The following is a 19,792-nucleotide window of genomic DNA, read 5'->3' on the forward strand; positions in this document are numbered from 1 at the left end:
GAAAAGTGTTAAATTATGAAACCCCATATGAAGTATTTTTTGAGAAATCGTTGCACTTGGTTTGACAATTCGTCATATACAAAAAAGCCCCTGGTGAATGAAACATTCGCCCAGGAGCTGCAGCATTTTAGTGGCGACGCTTGTTCTTGCGCTTCCGAGCTGCTTCAGATTTCAACTTACGTTTTACGCTTGGCTTTTCGTAAAATTCACGCTTGCGGTATTCTTGCAGCGTTCCGTTCCGTGAAACCGTACGCTTAAAGCGTCGAAGAGCGTCGTCTAACGATTCATTCTTGCGAACGATAGTCTTTGACATTGTTGATTCCCTCCCTCCGAGCTTAGAATTCCGTACTGTTGCGATTAAAAGCGTCTAATTGACTGCTTCAATCTTATCACTACGAATGATATTATACTTAATCAAAAAAAAAGCGTCAACTGCTTTTTTGAAAAATTTTGGCTAATTTTCAGAATGACTCAGTCGTTCCATAAAAATCGGATCAAATTTACTGCTTAAAATCATCTTGATCTCTTCTCCATATGGCGCCACCTTTTTCTTGGGATTATCGGCCAATGGTACCCATGGCGTTTCCATAATTTTTGGTACCTGCGTCAATTGTGGATGGTGAGCAATGTAATTGAGTGCATCAAAGCCGATCGTCCCCATGCCGATATTGGCGTGCCGGTCTTTATGGCTGCCCTGCGGATTTTTGGAGTCGTTAAGGTGTACGACCTGCAGCTTTTCAATCCCCAATACGTGATCAAATTCATTTAAGACGCCGTCAAAGTCATTTTTGACATCATAGCCGGCATCATTGGTGTGACAAGTATCAAACGTAACCGAAATCTTTTCGTTGTAGGTTACCTGGTCCATAATTTCGGCAATCTGCTCAAATGAGATGCCGACCTCGGTCCCTTTGCCGGCCATCGTTTCAATGGCAATCTGCGGCTTTTGATCCGGCGTAATGATTTCATTTAGTCCCTGAGCAATTTGATGCAGTGCTGCCGTAGCTCCGGCACCGACATGGGCCCCAGGATGCAGCGTAATCTGCGTTGCTCCGATTGCTGTAGCCCGTTCAACTTCCTGGCGCAAAAAATCCACGCCAAAGGCAAAGTTCTGGGGCTTAAGCGTATTGCCCAGATTGACGATATATGGTGCATGCACCACCAGATGACTGAAGCCGTGTTCTTCGATATAGGCGCGGCCTTCAGGAATCTTCATTTCATCGAGTGGTTTGCGCTTGGTATTTTGTGGAGCTCCGGTATAAACCATAAAAGTATTGGCCCCATAACTGGCTGCTTCTTGAGCAGAGCCCAGCAGCATTTTGGGCGCTTTAAGACTGACATGTGAGCCAATCAGCATTTGATCGCATCCTTTCTTAAATCAGCATGTTTCTTTATTTTAGCGTATTTTATCGCTACAATGAAATTATTGACTCATTCGCTGTTAAGGAGGAATTGAAATGGCGAAAAAACGCATCTACGTTCCCAAAAACAAAACCAATGGCGAAAAAAAGGGCGACCGTAAGATCTGGGTGGAAAACGTCAAATTTTTAACCACCGATGAGTATCATGAGCTGCAAGAAGCCATCCGTCAATATTCGCGGCCTGAATTGGTAAATCGCAACCTGCTCTTGATCTCGATTGCACTCAACAATGGCCTGCGTGCTTCTGACGTGGTTACGCTGCGAGTTGGTCACGTCAAGAACAAAACCCAGACGCGGATCATCGAGCAAAAGACCGGCAAGGCCAAGACGCTTTATTGGAACAACTGTCTGGCTGAAATCATCAACTATCTGAATGAATTAGACTTTAAAGACGACAATGACTGGCTGTTTCCCGGCAGACAAGATGGTCATTTTTCAGTCCACGGCTTTTACCAGATGCTGCAACGAATCGCACGCAAGTCGGGGGACGAAAAACTGGTTGCCAAACTAGGGACGCACTCGTTTCGCAAGACGTTTGGCCGCCAGCTGTATAAAGATGGTGTCAACATCGAAATCATCTCACAATTGTTCAACCACTCCTCAGAGCGCAACACCCGCCATTATCTAGGAATTGAGCAAGAAGATCTCGATAAGGTGGTTAGAAACTTCAAGCTTGAATAACTGTTGGGCAGTACCTTTGCAATGTCAATAACCCAGCAGTCTATTAGGCACCGCTTAAAACCACTCATTACGCAAAAAAGATCCGCCAGTTCAGCGGATCTTTTTTAATGCATTGATTTAGTCTGCTTGATCTTCGTCTTCAGCTGGAACTTCCAGACGCAGTTCTTCCAGCTGCTGATCACTGACGCGTGCCGGTGCTGCCGTCAATGGCTCAACGGCCTTTGAGTTCTTAGGGAAGGCGATGACGTCACGAATGCTGTCAGCCTGCGACAGGAACATAACCCAGCGATCCAGCCCGATTGCCAGACCACCCTCTGGCGGCATCCCCAATTCCAAAGCCTTAATCAAGAAGCCAAAGCGGGCCTGCGCCTTTTCCTTGCTGTAGCCCAGTGCCTTAAAGACCTTTTCTTGAATCTCAGGGTCGTGGATACGAATGGAACCGCCCCCGATTTCCTGACCATTCAAGACGATGTCGTAGCTTTGGGCATGAGCCTGATGAGGGTCCTCGCCGTCTTCCAAATAGTGCAGATCTTCTGGATTCAGCATCGTGAATGGGTGGTGAGCCGCAATCCACTTGCCAAAGCCTTCATCATATTCAAACATTGGCCAGTTGACGATCCAGACATAGTTCCATTGGTTAGGATCCGTCAAGCCCAGTTCTTCGGCAAAGTGATTCCGCAAATAACCCAGTGAGTCGCAGACCACGTGGAAAGAACCGGCAACGATCAAAATCAGGTCGCCTTCCTTAGCACCCAGCGCTTCATTTAATTCTGCAGCTTGATCGTTTAAGAACTTGGCTACCGGACCGTTATAGCCATCAGCGCCAACCTTGACCCAAGCCAGGCCCTTGGCGTTGTAGCGCTTGATGTAGTCTTCTTGCTTGCTGATGTCTTTGCGGGAGTACTTGTCGGCTCCACCGGGTACGACGATTGCCCGAACATAGTTGCCTGCTGCCACTGTACTGCTGAACACCTTAAATGAGCTGTCCTTAACCAGGTCACTGATGTCATGAATCAGCATGTCAAAACGCGTGTCAGGCTTGTCGGTACCATACTTGTCCATGGCTTCTTGCCATTCCATGCGTGGGAACGGCGTCTTAACGTCAATGTCCAATACTTCTTTCATGACGTCTTTGATCAGGCCTTCCGTCATGTCTTGGATTTCTTCTGGCGTAGCAAAGCTCATTTCCGTATCGATCTGGGTAAACTCTGGCTGCCGGTCACCACGCAGGTCCTCATCACGGAAGCACTTGGCAATCTGGTAGTACTTGTCGACCCCGGCAGCCATCAAAAGCTGTTTGAACAGTTGTGGTGATTGTGGCAGCGCATAGAAACTGCCTGGGTAGACCCGTGAAGGTACGATGTAGTCACGAGCCCCTTCTGGCGTTGAACGCGTCAGTTCTGGCGTTTCAACATCCAAAAAGCCGTTCTTTTCAAAGTAGCGGTGAACCACGTGCGTAACCTTGCTCCGCAGCATCAGGCGCTTCATCATTTCAGGCCGGCGCAGGTCAAGGTAGCGGTACTTGAGCCGCAATTCCTCAGAAGCATCAACGTCGTCAACAATTTCAAACGGCATTGGCTTGGACTTGGCCAGAATGCTGGCTTCCTTAACTTCAATTTCGATCTTGCCCGTCTTCATGTCTGGGTTGACTTCTTTACGTGCCCGCACCAGACCATGTGCTTCAATAACGTATTGGTTCCGCACCTGGTTGGCAACTTCAAAAGCAGCCGGATCGATCTTTTCATCAAAGACCAGCTGGACGATGCCGGAGCGGTCCCATAAATCTATAAAAATCAAGCCACCCAGATTACGACGCTTGGCAACCCAGCCCTTAACGACGACTGCTTGGCCAATTTGTTGTTCGCTGGTTTCGCCAGCATAATTGGTACGCTTCATGTTTTGATTACCCCTTTGTCTGTTCTTGATAAACGGCTTTAAAATCAGCAAACACTTGATCCAATGGCAGCGTGGTTTCCTCACCGGTTGCCATTACCTTAAAGTGAACCGTGTTGCTTTCCAGTTCTTTTTGACCAATCGTCAAGACGACCTTGGCATTTTCCTTGGCTGCCGTCTTAAACTGGGCTTTCGGCTTGCGGTTCAGGTAGTCGCGTTCGGCCACGAAACCGGCATCCCGAGCAGCCTCAACCAGTTTGAAGCTGGCGACGTTGGTTGCTTCACCAATCCCAACGACATAAACGTCCAGATCCGGATCGGCCTTTTTAAGCAGCCTTTCTTCGTTGAGCAAAAGCATCAGGCGTTCCAGGCCAATTCCAAAGCCAACCCCTGGCGTGTCCGGACCACCTAATTCTTCAACCAGTCCACTGTAGCGACCACCACCACAGATCGTCGTGTAGCCCTGACCCAGCGACTTAGCTTGGACCATCACTTCAAAGATCGTATGGTTGTAGTAGTCCAAACCGCGCACCATGGTTGGGTCAACCGTGTAGTCGATGTTTAATTCATCCAGCATTTTCTTGACCAGCGCAAAGTGCTTTTGGGCATCATCAGTCAAATAATCCAGAATAGATGGTGCATCATCAACGAACTGCTTGTCGCGTGGATCCTTGCTGTCTAAAACCCGCAATGGATTCTTTTCCAGCCGTTCTTGGGAGTCTTCACTCAATTCATCATAATGTGGCTTCAAGTAGTCAATTAATGCCTGACGATAGGTATCACGCGTTTTTTGATCACCCAGCGTATTGATGGCCACGCGCAGACCCGTTAAGCCCAGCTGCTTGAACAGGCGCAACGCCATGGTTATCACCTCAACGTCAACGGCTGGATTATCGCTGCCAAATGCTTCGACCCCGATCTGGTGGAACTCACGCTGCCGACCAGACTGGGGCCGCTCATAGCGAAACATTGGGCCCATGTAGTAAACCTTGTATGGCTTGTTGTATTCCGGACCATACAGCTTGTTTTCAACATAGGCACGCACCACGCCGGCCGTACCTTCTGGGCGCAGTGCCACGTGACGATCACCTTTGTCTTTAAAGTCGTACATTTCCTTGGTGACGACGTCTGAGGTCTCCCCAGCCGAACGAGCAAAAATATTGTAGTTTTCAAAAATTGGCGTGCGAATGCCACGGTAGCCGTAGCGCGCAAAGATTTCACGAGCCAGTTTCTCAACGGCTTCCCACTGAGCGGATTCGCCCGGTAAAATATCAGCCGTGCCTTTTGGGCGTTGATAGCGCATTAGTTCTCTCCTCCATTGATTGTCAGTCGATTTAAAAAAGCACCCCTGCTGCTGCAAGGGTGCTTGAATGCACGGTACCACCTTGGGTTTACTCTTGGGTAACGTAGCTTCGACGGGGCCTTGACCCTGCCTCCAAAGCGTCACTCGGCAGCCAATCGTCAGGGCTTGCACCAGTTCCCCGCTCGCTGAAAGCTATGGCAGACCGAACATTCTTTTTCATCGGCATCTCTAAATTTAATTACTTACTTAGCCTACTAGGCTTGAGCAGTTTAGTCAATAGGCCAGCCGCGAATTAGTCTTGATTTTCCAATTAATGCTTTCTAAACTTATCTTAGTGATTCATAACAAAGGAGAAAAAATCTTGAAGTTTCCTCGTCCTGCCAAAGCTGTCCTGGTTGCGATCAGCATGGCATTAATTGCAATTGTCATGGTAGTCGCGCTGACGTTTTCACGGACGACCACCATTCAAACCAGCGGGCTCAACGTACGGACCGGTCCTGGGCTGGACTATTCGACGATCGGCACGCTCAAAAAGGGTCAGCGCGTTACGATTTTAAAAACGCGCAACTCATGGTATAAGATTCGGCTAAGCGATCAGCGCTTTGGCTGGGTCGCCAGCTGGCTGATTCACCCCAAGTCCAATCTCGAGCATGTTTCCAATCTTTCTGAGGCAACGATTGTCATTGATCCTGGTCATGGCGGTTCCGATTCGGGAGCTGAATATAAAGACAGCACCAAGGCCCGCTATATGGAAAAAACCTACACATTGCAGCTGGCCAATCGCGTTGCTCAAGAATTGCGGCTGCGGGGCGCGCATGTCATCATGACGCGCGACTCGGATCGTTACGTTGGCCTCAAACCGCGACCAGCTCTTGCTGAAAGCATGCATGCCGATGCCTTTATCAGTTTCCACTTTGATTCCTCGCCTTCACGCAACGAGGCTTCCGGATTTACGACCTACTATTATCACAAAGGAGCCTCCAAAAAATTAGCCAAGGCATTGAACCAGCAAATGAACAATTTGCCATTGACCAATCGTGGCATTGAATTTGGCGACTTCTTGGTCATTCGCGACAACACCCGCCCCGCCGTTTTATGCGAGATGGGCTACATCAACTCAACCAAAGACTTCAACCAGATCAAAAGTGCCAGCTATCAGCAAAAAGTAGCCCGCGACATTGCCAAGGGACTAAACGACTACTTCAAGAATTAATTCTGAAAGGAAGTTGATCTTATGTCTGCATACCGTCTCAATCAAAAGTGGCTCAGTCAGCTGCCATTTCGTCAGATTGCGGAGTGCCGGCCCGTGTCTGGCGGCGACATCAACGCAGCCTACCAAATCAAGGCTGATCAAAGAACCTATTTTCTTAAGGTTCAGCCCAATCATCCTGCCAGCTATTTTGATCATGAAAAACGCGGCCTAGAAGAAATCGGTGCCTTAGTCAAAACGCCGGCCCCGCTTGCCCAAGGACAGATTCAAAATGATGCCTACCTGGCTTTGGAATGGATCGAAAGCGGCAGCGGCTCGCAGGCTGATCTAGGACGAGCAGTCGCCAAAATGCACGCCCAGCACGCCAAACGGTTCGGCTTTTATGAAAATCATCAAACCAAAGCACTGATTAAAAACAATGCCTGGAACGACAGCTGGCGTGATTTTTATATTAAGCAGCGCTTGGATCCTGAAGTTGCCGTAGCCAAGGAAAAAGGTCGCTGGAACGATTGGCGTGAGGCGCACTATCAAAAGATGCGCCAAGCTTTTTGTGATTATTATGATCAGCACGAAGTTGTTCCCAGCCTTTTACACGGCGATCTGTGGGCCGGCAACTATATGTTTGACGATGCTGGTCAGCCGGTCTTGATCGATCCGGATGCCGTTTATGGCGATCGCGAGTTCGATCTGGCGATGACCACGATTTTTGGCGGCTTTGAATTCTCATTCTATCAAGCCTATGAACAGGCCTATCCACTAGCAGACGGGGTCAATAAACGGCTGCCTTGGTATCAATTTTATTATCTGTGCATGCATCTGATTTTGTTTGGTGAAACGTACGGTCCAGCCGTTGACGGAATTTTGGAACGCTACTGAATCACTCGCTTAAAAACGGTGCTGCACTTGCAGTCCGTTTTTTCAATGCCCCTTAAAAATTCATCCCATTTAAAAAAGCGAGTACTGGTCTAACCAGTGCTCGCTTTTGTTTATTTTTCATAAACAATAGTGACTGGGCCGTCGTTTTCCAGTTCCACTTTCATATCAGCGCCAAAACGTCCGGTTTCAACGTGAACGCCCGCTGCTCGCAGTTTTTCATTGAAACGGTCATACAACGGCTCGGCAATCTCGGGCTTGGCTGCTTTAGAAAAGCCGGGACGATTACCACGCTTAACATCAGCATACAGCGTGAATTGAGAAATCGATAAAATCTCGCCAGCTACATCGGCCAAGGCACGATTCAACTTGCCATTTTCATCTTCAAAAACCCGCAGATTGACGATCTTATGCACCATCCAGTCCAATTGATCATCATTATCGTCCGGTGCCAGTCCTACCAGCAGCAGATAGCCCTTTTTAATCTGACCAACCGTTTCGCCATCAATGCTAACGGCAGCGTGGTTGACGCGTTGCAATACGACACGCATTTAATCACTCCTTAACGAATTACCCGTTTTACCACATAGACATCCGGAATGTTTTTCAGACTGTCCAAAATCAGCTGCAGATGCTGACTGTTGCGCACGCCAATCGTAGCTGAGATCGTAGCCATCTTGTTGTGGTCCACCTTACCATTAACAGAGGTCAAGAACCGCGTGTTATTGTTGATCGAGCGCAAGACATCGTTTAACAGGCCATTGCGATTATAGCCTTCAACTTCGATATCGGCATTGTAGTTGGTCTTGTCACCTGCTGGGTTGGCCCAATAGACCGAAACCAGCCGCTCGCCGTTCTTTTCAGCGGCCTTGACGTTAGGACAGTCGGCCCGATGTACAGAAACACCACGCCCCTTGGTAATGTAGCCCACGATCTCGTCGCCAGGCACGGGACTGCAGCAATGACTCAAGCGAGTCAAAAGATTGTCGACGCCTTCTACGATCACGCCTTCCGAGCTCTTTGCAAACTTGCGTGGATTATTGGCATTCTTGTTTTCAAACGTCTGATGCTCTTCCAAAACAGCCTTTTGTGCAGCCCGCTGCTTATCGTCAGCTTCTTTTTTACGAATATCGGCCGTAAAGCGATTGCGGACCCCGATTGACGGCACATCACCAAAGCCAACCGCGGCAAACATGTCATCAGCCGTCTTGTAGTGCATCTGGTCGGCAATCTGTTCGTTCTTTTCCGTGGTCATCAGTTTATTTGGATCATAACCGGCTTCACGCAATTGACTGGCAATAATCTGGCGACCAGTCTCAACGTTTTTGTCGTGATCATGGGCCCTAAAGAACTGCCGAATCTTGTTGCGGGCCCGGCGCGTAAAGACCAGATCCAGCCAGTCGCGACTTGGCCCCGCTGAACTTGATGACGTCAAAATATCGACGATATCACCGTTTTTGATTTCATAGTTTAAAGGCACGATCCGACCGTTGACCTTGGCTCCAGTCGTATGGTTGCCGACCTCAGTATGAATCTGGTAGGCCATATCCAATGGACCGGCACCCTTTGGCATTTCAATAACGTCGCCTTTGGGAGTGAACGCATAGACCTTGTCGGCAAACACGTCGCTTTGAATCCCTTGCAAGAATTCATCAGTTCCCTGCGATTCGCTTTGCAGTTCCAAAATTTCCTTGACCACATTGAGCTTTTTGGAATCTTGATTCTGCTTGACGCCGTTGGTCTTGCCTTCCTTGTAGGCCCAGTGCGCGGCAACCCCGTATTCGGCAACTTCGTGCATGTCGTGCGTACGAATCTGAATCTCTAGCAGCCGGCCTTCTGGACCAATCACCGTGGTATGCAGCGACTGGTAGCCGTTTGCTTTTGGCATGGCAATGTAATCTTTGAAACGCCCTGGCATTGGCTTCCAGTTAGTATGAACCGCGCCCAAGACGGCATAACAGTCCTTGATTGAATCAACGACGACCCGAATCGCCAGCAGATCATAAATTTGATCAAACTGCTTATGCTGAGTCACCATCTTGCGGTAGACAGAATAGATGTGCTTTGGCCGCCCATAGATTTCGACGTTTGGCCCCAGCTCCAGGTCGCTGATCGCTTTTTTAACGTCTTCGATTGAACGATTGATATATGCAACCCGCTGATCACGCCGCGAGTTCATCAAATGTACGATGCGGTAATATTGCTGTGGATTTAAGTAGCGCAGCGAAAGATCTTCCAGTTCCCATTTGATCGTACTGATACCCAGACGATCAGCAATTGGGGCGTAGATTTCCAAGGTTTCGTTGGCAATCCGGCGCTGCTTGTCCGGACGCAGATGCTGCAGCGTGCGCATGTTGTGCAGCCGGTCGGCCAATTTGACGATCATCACGCGAATATCCTTGCTCATTGCCAATAAAAGCTTACGGTGCGTTTCGGCCATCTGTTCTTTATTAGACTTGTAGTGAATCTTGGAGATCTTGGTGTCGCCGTCAACGATCATGGCAATCGTCGGTCCAAACAGCTCGCGAATATCCTCCAGCGTTGCGCCGGTATCCTCAACGATATCGTGCATGTAGCCTGCGCACACCGTTTCTGGATCCATGTGCAGCTTGGCCAGGATGCCGGCAACCTGAATCGGGTGGATAATGTAGGCCTCACCCGACTTCCGGTGCTGATCGGCATGAGCTACCGCCGCAAAATGGTAGGCCCGCTCGACCATTTCAACATGCTCTTCATTCATATATGAGGAGACGATTTTTTTAACGTCTTCGTGCGTTAGTTCATTGTTTTTTGACATCCTGCATCAACTTGCTTTCTTTAGATTGATTTTTGGTGGCATCTTGACTCATGGCTTTAGCTAAGTATTCGATGCCTAAATAGACCAGTGCAAAATAGTAAGTATAGCGTGATACCTGAAAGACGCGCACGCCAATCAGGTAAGCGATCGGAAAGACCAGCAGCTGCCAAGGATGATCATGCCGGCTGGTAATCCGCCTCCCTGCCCAGATGACGTAGCAGGAATTGATCAAAAGCAACAGCCAGATGATGATCTGAATGCGTGAGATCAAATGCTGCTTTAAAAACAGCGGGTTGATCACCAAAGAAAGCACCAGATCACTGATTAACAGTCGCCGATCGGTCGTTTTCCAAAATTGCTGCAACTTCTCCATTTTAAAAATCCCTCACTCATGCCGAATTGATTGACATTTATTGTAACACAATGCGTGCCGTTGCGCTTGGCGAGCCATTTTGGTTAGGCAAAAACTATTATGATTACCAGCTATGACAACCGATTGACCTCACAACCCGTTTAAGTCCTTTTCGCACCGAGCGGATTTAGCCGTATTTTCACAAGTCTTACAGCTGCATCAAGCTGTTGTAAGACTACGTTTAACGTGCCAGCTCCAGTTGATATGAAACGGCAGCCAGCAGATAAAGCGGTGCCGTCTCCGTTCTTAAGATTCTTGGTCCCAGACCAGCCGGAACCACTCCTTGAGCTTGCATCTGTTCGATTTCTGCTTCACTCAGCCCGCCTTCTGGACCAAAAATTGCCAGCAGCTTTTGGCCTGGCCGCAGCTGCCGAAGCGTTTTGGCCAGATTAGCCTCTTCGCCTTGCTTGGCAGATTCTTCCCAAGCCACGATCTTAAAGTCAGCAGCTTCATTTTTTAAGACGTCGCTAAGCTTGCCGCCATAAACGACCTCAGGCTGGTGATTGCGATGTGACTGTTCAGCGGCAGCATTGGCGATTTTTTGCAGCCGTTCGATTTTTTTAGCCTGCTTTTGTGGATTCCAGCGGCTGATTGAGCGCTGAGCCGCAAAAAAGACAATGCGGTCTGCTCCCATTTCCGTAGCCTTTTGCACGATCAATTCCGGTTTTTCCTTGGTCTTGGGCAGTCCACAAGCCAAGATGACTTCAACCGGCAACTCTGCATCAGTACCCAGATCGGCTTTTAACTCGATCGTAGCCGGATTTAGCTCAACGACTTTGGCCAAATAAACTTTTTGATCATTAAGCGCAACTTCGATTTCGGTATCCACGTCAGCCCGCAAAACATCGATTAAGTGATGTGCAATATCAGCTGACAAAGTCAATCGCCGATCCTTTGACAGCGATTCATCGATAAAATAACGTTGCATGTACTCCCCCTATTGTTCATCCGGTGTTGGCTTATGGGCAATGATGCCATACCAGTCCTTGATGCGCATCGTTTCGTCGACTTTAAAGCCGCCATCTTCCAAAGCTTTTTTGACTTCGGCAAACTTGTCGTTGATGATGCCAGAAGTCAGGAAACGACCGCCTGGCTTGAGGTTTTCATAGGCTTGTGGAATCAATGGCAAGATAATCTCAGCTAAGATATTGGCTACGATCAGATCGACATTTTGCTCATGAATACCTTCCAACAGACTGTTGACGCCAATTTCAACGTCTTTAGCGGCGGGATTAAGTGCCAGATTCTTTTTAGCCGAACGCACGGCAACCTCATCAATATCATAGGCCTTAACGTGACCGACCCCCAATAGTTTGGCAGCAATACTGAGCACGCCCGATCCGGTACCAACGTCCAGCATGCTTTCGCCACCACGTACCGTCAGTTCCAAAGCCTGCATCATCAATTGCGTGGTCGGGTGCGTACCGGTACCAAATGCCATCCCTGGATCCAGGATCAACAGCTTTTCATCGGGACCCGGCTGATAGCTTTCCCATTGTGGTACGACCGTTAACGTCCGCGTAACCCGTACTGGATGATAGTACTTTTCCCAAGCCGTCTTCCAATCTTGATTTTCGATGGCTTCGCTTTTGACTTCTGCCGGCATTGGATCCAGGCCAAAGTCTTTTAATTTCAAAACCCGCTGCTTGATGCCTGGCAAAAGCTCGGGTACAAACACGCTGCTGGGGTAGTACCCCGTAACCGCGGCCCCTTGTTTACGATGCGGAATCGATGCGGGGTCGATGATCTCGTCTCCATAGCGTCCTGGTTTGAGGTTGGCAAAATCAGCGGCATCCTCAATCTGAATGCCAGCTGCCCCCGTATCGGTCAAAATGTAGCTAACCGCGTCAACGGCTTCGGTACTGGTCTCAACCGTTACTGCCGTCCAATCGTTCATCTTTTTTCCTCCTTAATATGGCAAAAAAGCACCCCTGAAAGGCAAGGATGCTTCAGTTGCGCTTATTGATTTTGCGGATCGTCATGCTTGACTGCCTGCTTGGCAATCTTTTTTTGCTCTTTTTCCATGTGCTGCTGCAGATACAAGATCAGATCCGTTTCCGTCTTAAAGATCCGTGGATGATGCTGGCGATGCAGCCGAACATCGATTTCATTGATCTTTAAGCGTCCCGTCCATGTATGGGAGTATCGAACGATCACTCGGTTATTGAGCTTGTGCCGCCCAAAACGGAAAATATAAACGTGTTCCGGTGTCATCATTGGCCGAATGTATTCACGTTTGTAATCCAGATCATTGTCGCGCATGAATTTTTTGGTTCGATTTAAGATGGCAATCCCTCCCCTACAAAAGATTGGAAACAAATTCCTTATTAGTACTAACCATTTTAGCATATCTGACTCAAAATTGAACGTATGAGCCCGACAAAGTTCAAACATTTAAAGTAAAAGTTTATCATAAGTTTCGGTAAACACCAAGCGCTTTTATATATTCGTCGTCAGTAAAATGGTAAAATCAATCATCATGAACTATGAATGGAGGAAAACACGATGGGACTGCTGCTTACGCTGATCGGCTTGTGGATTCTGTGGAAGCTGTTCAAGCTTTCGCTGCATCTGCTGTTTTGGATCGCCATCATTGCCGTTGCCGCTTTCTTTGTCAAGGTGCTGATTCTGCCAGCCGTATTATTGATTGGCGGCATCATTGGCTGGGGCGTTTTGCACGCTTAATGGCAATTTCTCGCCAAAATCAGTCATAAAATGATCAAAAACACAATTTTTACCATTTATCTGGCTTTATTTACGCATTATTAACATAATTTTAAATCATAATGCTATAATAAGCCTTGCAATATGCAATACTACTTTAAGGGAGACTTTATTTATGTCCAAGAATCATCAAAAAGTTGTCCTCGTCGGTGACGGTGCGGTAGGTTCAAGCTACGCATTCGCTATGGCTCAACAAGGTCTGGCTGAAGAATTTGCAATCGTCGACATCATCAAGAAGCGTACGGAAGGTGACGCCCTTGACCTTGAAGACGCAACGCCATTTACTTCACCAAAGGCCATCTACTCTGCTGACTATGACACCTGCAAGGATGCTGACCTGGTAGTTATCACTGCCGGTGCTCCTCAAAAGCCAGGTGAAACTCGTCTGCAATTGGTTGACAAGAACCTGAAGATCATCAAGTCCGTGGTTGAACCAATCGTTAAGTCCGGCTTCAACGGTATCTTCCTGGTTGCTGCCAACCCAGTTGACATCCTGACCTACGCCGTTCAAAAGCTGTCTGGCTTCCCACGCAACAAGATCGTTGGTTCCGGTACTTCTCTGGACTCCGCTCGTCTGCGGGTTGCACTGGCTAAGAAGTTCGATGTTAGCCCAGTTGACGTTTCTGCCAACATCATGGCTGAACACGGTGACTCCGAATTTGCTGCCTACTCATCTGCTACGATCGGCGGCAAGCCGCTGCTGGACCTGGCCAAGGAAAAGGGTGTTACTGACGAAGAACTGCTGAAGATCGAAGACGATGTTCGTAACAAGGCTTACGAAATCATCAACCGTAAAGGCGCTACCTTCTATGGTGTTGCTACGGCCCTGACTCGCATTTCCCGCGCTATTCTGCGTGACGAAAATGCAGTTCTGCCAATCGGTGCACCTGTTGATGGCGAATACGGTCTGAAGGGTATCTACATTGGTACGCCAGCCGTTGTTAACGCTTCTGGTGTTGCTCAAGTTCTGGAAGTTCCTCTGAACGAACGCGAATCCAAGGCTATGGCTGACTCAGCTAAGACGCTGCGCGAAGTTGCTGAAAACGGAATGGCTAAGCTGCAAGGCGAAAACTAATCCGTTCTGGTATTAAATGCGAGAAAAGCTGCTGGTTATCCAGCGGCTTTTTTTGTACTAAAAAAGGCCCGCGCGGTGGCGAGCCTAAAATTGGTATCTTGATTGCAAGGCCTTAATGCTGAGAAGCCCCGCTGGTAGCATCCGTGTCCTCGGATGGTTCAGCCCCGTTCTCGGATGCTCCGGTCGTGGTGTCGGCAAGCGGCTGATTGTCAGCTTCATCTTCCACGCTGGCTGCCGAAGCTCCGGAGAAGGCATCGATTTCTTCACCATGAGCTTCCTTAGCAGCCTTTAAGAAGTAGCTAAATGGCTTGAGTGCTTGTGCCTGATACTTTTCAACGTATTCGTCAACCAGCTTTGGATCTTGAGTCTCTTTGTCTAAGAACATGTGGTTGGTTGAAAGCGGCATTTCATGCGTGAGCTTAACGTCAATTACTACCGGTAGATCGGTTTGTTGCGCCTCAACCATGGCGGCTTTGAATTCAGCCTTGGTGCGAACCGTAAAGGCCATAGCACCCATCCCTTTGGCAACGGTTGCCCAGTCGGTTTCTGGCAGATCAACGCCTGACAGTGGCTGGTGCGAGTCATCAAGCTGTTCTGCCACAATGTAGCCCAGACATTCATTGCTAAAGACCACGTTGATGATGTGCATGTGGTACTTAACCTGAGTCAGGATTTCTTCCATCAGCATCGCAAAGCCGCCATCACCAGAAAGACTGTAGACATCACGATCAGGATAGTTGACCTTAGCTGAGATCGCAGCCGGCAGACCATAACCCATCGTTGCGTACTGACCAGAAGTACACCACTTTTGATCGTCGTGAATCATCAGCAGCCGCTCAAAGTTGATGTTGACGTTGCCGACATCAACCCCAAAGACGGCCTTGCTGGAAGCCATTTCGTTGATGACGTCAAAGATCGGCTCTGGACGAACGGGCATCTCTTCGCTGTCATTAAAGCTGTTTTGCCAGTCCAGCCAGTTCTGCTTGTCAGCCAAAGCAGCGTCGTAAAATGCGGTTGGTTCCTTTTCATCGGCAACATTGGCCAGCGCTGCCAAAGCCGTTTTAGCATCACACAGCAGCGGCACGTCGATGTGATGACGCTTGCCCATCTTCTCTGGATCAGTATCGATTTGAATAACCTTGGCATCCGGATTAAACAGGAAGATACTGAACGGAACGTCGGTACCAACCCAAACAATCAGGTCCGTGCTAAAACCAATTTCAGCCCCTGGCTTAGGTGCAACCCGACCGGCTGATCCCAGGTAGGCTGGATATTTTTCATCCAAGATACCCTTGGCCAAAACGGATGAAACCAGTGGCATCTTGTACTTTTCCGAAACGCGCTTTAATTCTTCGGCTGCATCCTTAGCCCCAATCCCAAAGTAAATCATTGGTGCTTTGGCATCATTAATCAGCTTACCGGCCTTTGCCAACAAATCTTGATCAACGACATAATGTGGCTTAACCTGGTTGGCAACGTTAGGAACGAACGTGTCAGGAATCTTGGCCCAGCCAAAGTCTTTTGGAATCGTAACCGTTGCGGGACCATGATGCTTGTAGGCTTGGCGAATTGCCTCATCAATCATGCGGGGCAGGCTTTCTGCCGTCATGGCCGTTTTGTTCCAAACCGAAACGTCTTCAAAAGCCGGTTCTTCATCCATAGCTTGGAAAAAGTCCAGATTCATGCGCGTTGATGGAACCTGGGCGATAATTGCCAGAACCGGAACGTGGTCGTGCTTAGCATCATACAGTCCATTGAGCAGGTGAATGGCACCAGGACCGGCAGAGCCAAAGCAGACCCCAATCTTGCCCGTTAATTTGGCATCGGCAGTTGCTGCTAGGGCGCCAGCTTCTTCATGCCGCACCTGAATGAATTCCAGATCTTTACGTTGGTTGTAGATTGCGTTCATCGTGGAGTCAAAAGAACCGCCAGGATAACCGTAGATGTGCTTGACGCCCCATTGACGAATCACTTTCAAGACTGCATCGGAGCCACTGATCATTTTTGCCATCTTAATCTTCCTTCCATATTTTAAAAATCATCCCGCCTGTACTTAACAGCCGGTCTCAATTGACGTTTTATCTCAGGCCACTCTCTACTTCAGCCCTCATAGGTTATGATAGCGCTTTTATGCATAATTACAAGTAGATTTTAATGAACATTTTTCACAATAAATTATAAATCCCTTGCTATCAGCGTTTATATCAATCAAAATTTTTATTTTTTCTTTGATAAAAGTTAAATTTAGCGTTGTTTTTTAATCTTTTTAAAACAGTCATTATCAAATTATAATACGATGTCACGATTTAATAATAGTAATCGTATTTTATTTTTAATTAACAATACATTTAAAATTGAATCGACTATTTATCACAAACATCATAATGCTTGCTCACTATTTTATAAACGTTTTATGCATACTCCTCTGCATAATTTTGCTGCAAACACTAGCAAAGGAAAAGCCGGCTGCCAATTGCAACCGACTTATTACATCATTGATTTAACATCCATCTAAAGCTATAAAGCAATATCCCTAATATCAATATTGGAAAATTACATCATTGATTTAACATCCATCTAAAGCCGTTCGACTGGTTTCATCAGTATTTCGAGGGAAAATTACATCATTGATTTAACATCCATCTAAAGCGAACGTCTGGTATAACTACTGACTTATCAAGAAAATTACATCATTGATTTAACATCCATCTAAAGCTATCGCTATTGTGTTCGGTTTCATTTACAAGAAAATTACATCATTGATTTAACATCCATCTAAAGCCTAGTTCACATAACTTCGAGCTTTCAGCTAGAAAATTACATCATTGATTTAACATCCATCTAAAGCAGCTTGGCGATGTCGTTCTGTGCATCGACTGAAAATTACATCATTGATTTAACATCCATCTAAAGCATATTTATATGTCTTGATGCGGTAGGATTTGAAAATTACATCATTGATTTAACATCCATCTAAAGCTAATATCATCGTAGAAGTCAGCTAAAGTGAGAAAATTACATCATTGATTTAACATCCATCTAAAGCCTAAGTGTATCTCCTGACAACACGTCTACAGAAAATTACATCATTGATTTAACATCCATCTAAAGCAGCCCATAGTAGTTAATTTGATCCTGCGTGGAAAATTACATCATTGATTTAACATCCATCTAAAGCGCATAGCCCACTGTCTGGACCAACGTATGCGAAAATTACATCATTGATTTAACATCCATCTAAAGCAGTTATTGTTGAGTGTTGTAAGCCAGTCCTGAAAATTACATCATTGATTTAACATCCATCTAAAGCTACCCCCATATCGTGCATTAGACTTGCGTCGAAAATTACATCATTGATTTAACATCCATCTAAAGCCGTCAACAGTCCGTTCTTTGAGCTGTTCGTAAAATTACATCATTGATTTAACATCCATCTAAAGCCGTTGTTTTCTAATCAAAAACTAACGATTTAGAGATGCCAATCAACGAAATCTTCATCAATCCAATAAACATCGGAGTTCTGATAATACGCACGCTGTTGTTTTTCTGAGAATTCCAATAGAAAAACTGCGAGGCCACTTTCTTCAACCAACTGAAGAAAAGCCTTAAATTGTTCTGGCAACAAAAAATTAGCGATGTTCTTCATTGCTAGAACGCAACAGTCATTCAACTCTAAATGAATATTTAAATCATTTTTTATTATATCATATGGTGTCGCATTTGCACTGCTGATCAAACGCGGGCGGGCATATTTGTATAATCTTTGAAAGCCATCATCAAGGCTGACTTCCAAGGGTAAATCAACTGAAAACAGCGTATCCTGAATAGCTGTCAACAATTCTTGCTGTTTAGCAATCAATTGCTGCCTTTGATCAACCGTCAATTCATTGCTGATCTTTTTAATCAAAGCTGAGCCGTACCTATCCATTAAATCAGGTGCTGAAGACAGATCTGCATCCCAACATAAAGCTGTCGACAGATTCAGCTCCGAAAAATCATCATCAATTAAACGAAGCAAATCATTCTTTCCTGCCAGTGCTTGTGCCATTTCAAAGTAAACGTTCTGGTTGTTGGTCATCAATACGGTTACACGACCATTTTCAAGTTCCATTGGCTGATGAGCTGCGTATATCAAGTTCATAATACAATCGTCCTTTTCGAGGTATTTCTAACATCCTGTACTTTCTTGCCCCGCAAAAAATGCATGTCATTATACTGCTTTTCCGTCATCATAAATGTCTGCACTAATCCCTCGTCAGGCAGAAAGGCTTTGATTCGCTGCTCCATGAAATTAGCTGACTGCCGACTAACGCATACTCGTGCGTAAACTGAGTATTGAATCATTAAAAAGCCTTCTTGAATCAGCCTTTTATGGAATTTGCGGTATTCCCGACGCTGTTTACTGGTTTCTACCGGCAGATCAAACATTACCATTAAGCGCATCATTCGGTACCTCACTTGTAAATTCCACCTCAATTCTCGTTTTGTCTTTGTTACCACTCAAGTAGTTTAGACAGTCAGTTACATACCGAGAAATCGCATTGCGTAAAATTTCTTTTTTACCGTTAAAAAGAATTTCGATATTCATGCAATCAATCAAACCGATTTTTACTTCTGGCGTCAATTCGCGAAACTTTTGCCCGGCAACCCAGTAATCAATGATTGGTCGGAAGGGCTCCATCAAGTCGGAGCCTAAATTAAAATGATTGGCTTGATTACGATGATGGATCCCCAGTTCCGTCAAATAGCCATTACCAGCAATTATGCGATTGGTTTCAGACAACAAGATCGAATAGCCATAATCTAACGCGGCATTGATCGCATTGCCGTTATGCCTTGAAAAGTTATCATTATAAAGTAACGGAAAATACTTTCTGGCAACAACGGCCTCGCGATTGGTCTCATCACCAACCTCTAGTTGATCCAGTTCATTTTGTAGGCATTCAACATCCTTATGAAAACATTTTAAAACCGAAATCTGATTGTTGATCTTAGCAGCCACGATCTTCGTCCATAAGACATCCTTGCGCTGCTGCTGCCAATTAAACTGATTTTCCAACACCTTGCAGTCACGATTGGCGGATTGATAGCCATTCACCTCGCCAATTGGCTGATGAGCATGATCAACAAAAATCACCTTAATGTTGTTCTTTACCAAGGCACTGATCAACGCCGAAGTAATCACTGCCTGTGTCGTGCTTACCATCAGCAGTGCCATGTCATCAAGCGGTATTTCACTGGTGCCATCCATCGTTTGTACCACCATCAGGCCAGCTGAATAAGACATTTTTGCATGCTGAGTGTTAACACCGGTTCTAAAATGTAGGAAAACACCGATTTGAAATTGTCGGTTTTCCTACAATTTTTTATACTAATTGCATTAAATCTTTTGAGGTGATTTGA

The 19,792-nt window shown here is 46.6% G+C and carries 19 protein-coding genes and 1 CRISPR repeat array; of the genes, 5 read left to right on the forward strand and 14 right to left on the reverse strand.

The window, feature by feature from the left end; all coding sequences use genetic code 11:
• Window positions 1-127: 127 nt before the first annotated feature.
• Both rpsU and QOS03_RS07805 read right to left on the reverse strand, forming a co-directional pair.
• Window positions 128-313, reverse strand: coding sequence for a 30S ribosomal protein S21 (gene rpsU / locus QOS03_RS07800; protein WP_033935611.1), 186 nt, complete (start codon window positions 311-313; stop codon window positions 128-130).
• 141 nt (window positions 314-454) lie between these two features.
• On the reverse strand, window positions 455-1,357 hold the full coding sequence (locus QOS03_RS07805) for a deoxyribonuclease IV (protein WP_283575999.1): 903 nt from the start codon (window positions 1,355-1,357) through the stop codon (window positions 455-457).
• Window positions 1,358-1,457: 100 nt separating this feature from the next.
• Here QOS03_RS07805 and QOS03_RS07810 point away from each other — a divergent pair, with 100 nt between their 5' ends.
• Complete coding sequence (locus QOS03_RS07810) at window positions 1,458-2,102, forward strand: site-specific integrase (protein ID WP_169461478.1); 645 nt, start codon at window positions 1,458-1,460, stop codon at window positions 2,100-2,102.
• A 117-nt stretch (window positions 2,103-2,219) separates the two neighbouring features.
• Here the strand turns inward: QOS03_RS07810 and aspS are convergent, their stop codons facing one another.
• Window positions 2,220-3,998: an aspartate--tRNA ligase gene (gene aspS, locus QOS03_RS07815; protein ID WP_169461477.1), complete on the reverse strand. Its 1,779-nt coding sequence runs from the start codon at window positions 3,996-3,998 to the stop codon at window positions 2,220-2,222.
• A 7-nt stretch (window positions 3,999-4,005) separates the two neighbouring features.
• Complete coding sequence (gene hisS / locus QOS03_RS07820; RefSeq protein WP_283576000.1) at window positions 4,006-5,298, reverse strand: histidine--tRNA ligase; 1,293 nt, start codon at window positions 5,296-5,298, stop codon at window positions 4,006-4,008.
• A 406-nt stretch (window positions 5,299-5,704) separates the two neighbouring features.
• On the opposite strand from hisS, the gene QOS03_RS07825 reads away from it, so the two are divergent.
• The gene (locus QOS03_RS07825; RefSeq protein WP_408612087.1) at window positions 5,705-6,511 is read left to right on the forward strand and encodes an N-acetylmuramoyl-L-alanine amidase; all 807 of its coding nucleotides are present in this window, start codon (window positions 5,705-5,707) and stop codon (window positions 6,509-6,511) included.
• Window positions 6,512-6,532: 21 nt separating this feature from the next.
• Window positions 6,533-7,384 (forward strand): fructosamine kinase family protein, encoded by an 852-nt coding sequence (locus QOS03_RS07830; RefSeq protein ID WP_283576001.1) that lies wholly within the window; start codon window positions 6,533-6,535, stop codon window positions 7,382-7,384.
• A gap of 110 nt (window positions 7,385-7,494) precedes the next feature.
• Here QOS03_RS07830 and dtd read toward each other — a convergent pair whose 3' ends face one another.
• From dtd to QOS03_RS07860, 6 genes are all read right to left on the reverse strand, one after another.
• Window positions 7,495-7,932: a D-aminoacyl-tRNA deacylase gene (dtd, locus tag QOS03_RS07835; protein WP_283576002.1), complete on the reverse strand. Its 438-nt coding sequence runs from the start codon at window positions 7,930-7,932 to the stop codon at window positions 7,495-7,497.
• Window positions 7,933-7,943: 11 nt separating this feature from the next.
• Window positions 7,944-10,178, reverse strand: coding sequence for a RelA/SpoT family protein (locus tag QOS03_RS07840; RefSeq protein WP_283576003.1), 2,235 nt, complete (start codon window positions 10,176-10,178; stop codon window positions 7,944-7,946).
• Complete coding sequence (locus tag QOS03_RS07845; RefSeq protein WP_272215807.1) at window positions 10,162-10,551, reverse strand: hypothetical protein; 390 nt, start codon at window positions 10,549-10,551, stop codon at window positions 10,162-10,164. The genes QOS03_RS07840 and QOS03_RS07845 overlap by 17 nt, the downstream gene beginning before the upstream one ends.
• A 220-nt stretch (window positions 10,552-10,771) precedes the next feature.
• Complete coding sequence (locus QOS03_RS07850) at window positions 10,772-11,518, reverse strand: 16S rRNA (uracil(1498)-N(3))-methyltransferase (RefSeq protein WP_283576004.1); 747 nt, start codon at window positions 11,516-11,518, stop codon at window positions 10,772-10,774.
• 9 nt (window positions 11,519-11,527) lie between these two features.
• Window positions 11,528-12,487, reverse strand: a complete 960-nt coding sequence (gene prmA, locus QOS03_RS07855; protein WP_169461470.1) for a 50S ribosomal protein L11 methyltransferase — start codon at window positions 12,485-12,487, stop codon at window positions 11,528-11,530.
• A gap of 62 nt (window positions 12,488-12,549) precedes the next feature.
• Window positions 12,550-12,852, reverse strand: coding sequence for a hypothetical protein (locus QOS03_RS07860; RefSeq protein WP_283576005.1), 303 nt, complete (start codon window positions 12,850-12,852; stop codon window positions 12,550-12,552).
• A gap of 243 nt (window positions 12,853-13,095) precedes the next feature.
• Between QOS03_RS07860 and QOS03_RS07865 the strand changes: the two genes are divergently transcribed.
• Window positions 13,096-13,275 (forward strand): hypothetical protein, encoded by a 180-nt coding sequence (locus QOS03_RS07865; RefSeq protein ID WP_283576006.1) that lies wholly within the window; start codon window positions 13,096-13,098, stop codon window positions 13,273-13,275.
• Between the two features lie 154 nt (window positions 13,276-13,429).
• The gene (locus QOS03_RS07870; protein ID WP_283576007.1) at window positions 13,430-14,389 is read left to right on the forward strand and encodes an L-lactate dehydrogenase; all 960 of its coding nucleotides are present in this window, start codon (window positions 13,430-13,432) and stop codon (window positions 14,387-14,389) included.
• Between the two features lie 112 nt (window positions 14,390-14,501).
• Here the strand turns inward: QOS03_RS07870 and spxB are convergent, their stop codons facing one another.
• The 4 genes from spxB to cas1 all read right to left on the reverse strand — a co-directional run bounded on the left by spxB (window position 14,502) and on the right by cas1 (window position 19,727).
• The gene (gene spxB, locus QOS03_RS07875; protein ID WP_283576008.1) at window positions 14,502-16,400 is read right to left on the reverse strand and encodes a pyruvate oxidase; all 1,899 of its coding nucleotides are present in this window, start codon (window positions 16,398-16,400) and stop codon (window positions 14,502-14,504) included.
• A 471-nt stretch (window positions 16,401-16,871) separates the two neighbouring features.
• Window positions 16,872-17,830: direct repeats of the CRISPR family, unit length 36 nt; unit sequence GAAAATTACATCATTGATTTAACATCCATCTAAAGC.
• 28 nt (window positions 17,831-17,858) lie between these two features.
• Entirely contained in the window at window positions 17,859-18,530 is a 672-nt protein-coding gene (gene csn2 / locus QOS03_RS07880) for a type II-A CRISPR-associated protein Csn2 (protein ID WP_143113258.1), read from the reverse strand.
• Complete coding sequence (cas2, locus tag QOS03_RS07885) at window positions 18,527-18,832, reverse strand: CRISPR-associated endonuclease Cas2 (RefSeq protein WP_128512894.1); 306 nt, start codon at window positions 18,830-18,832, stop codon at window positions 18,527-18,529. Before cas2 ends, csn2 begins: the two co-directional genes overlap by 4 nt.
• Complete coding sequence (cas1, locus tag QOS03_RS07890; RefSeq protein WP_283576009.1) at window positions 18,810-19,727, reverse strand: type II CRISPR-associated endonuclease Cas1; 918 nt, start codon at window positions 19,725-19,727, stop codon at window positions 18,810-18,812. The genes cas2 and cas1 overlap by 23 nt, the downstream gene beginning before the upstream one ends.
• Between the last annotated feature and the right edge of the window lie 65 nt (window positions 19,728-19,792).

It is taken from the genome of Limosilactobacillus pulli (assembly GCF_947381555.1).
Taxonomy (GTDB): domain Bacteria; phylum Bacillota; class Bacilli; order Lactobacillales; family Lactobacillaceae; genus Limosilactobacillus; species Limosilactobacillus pulli.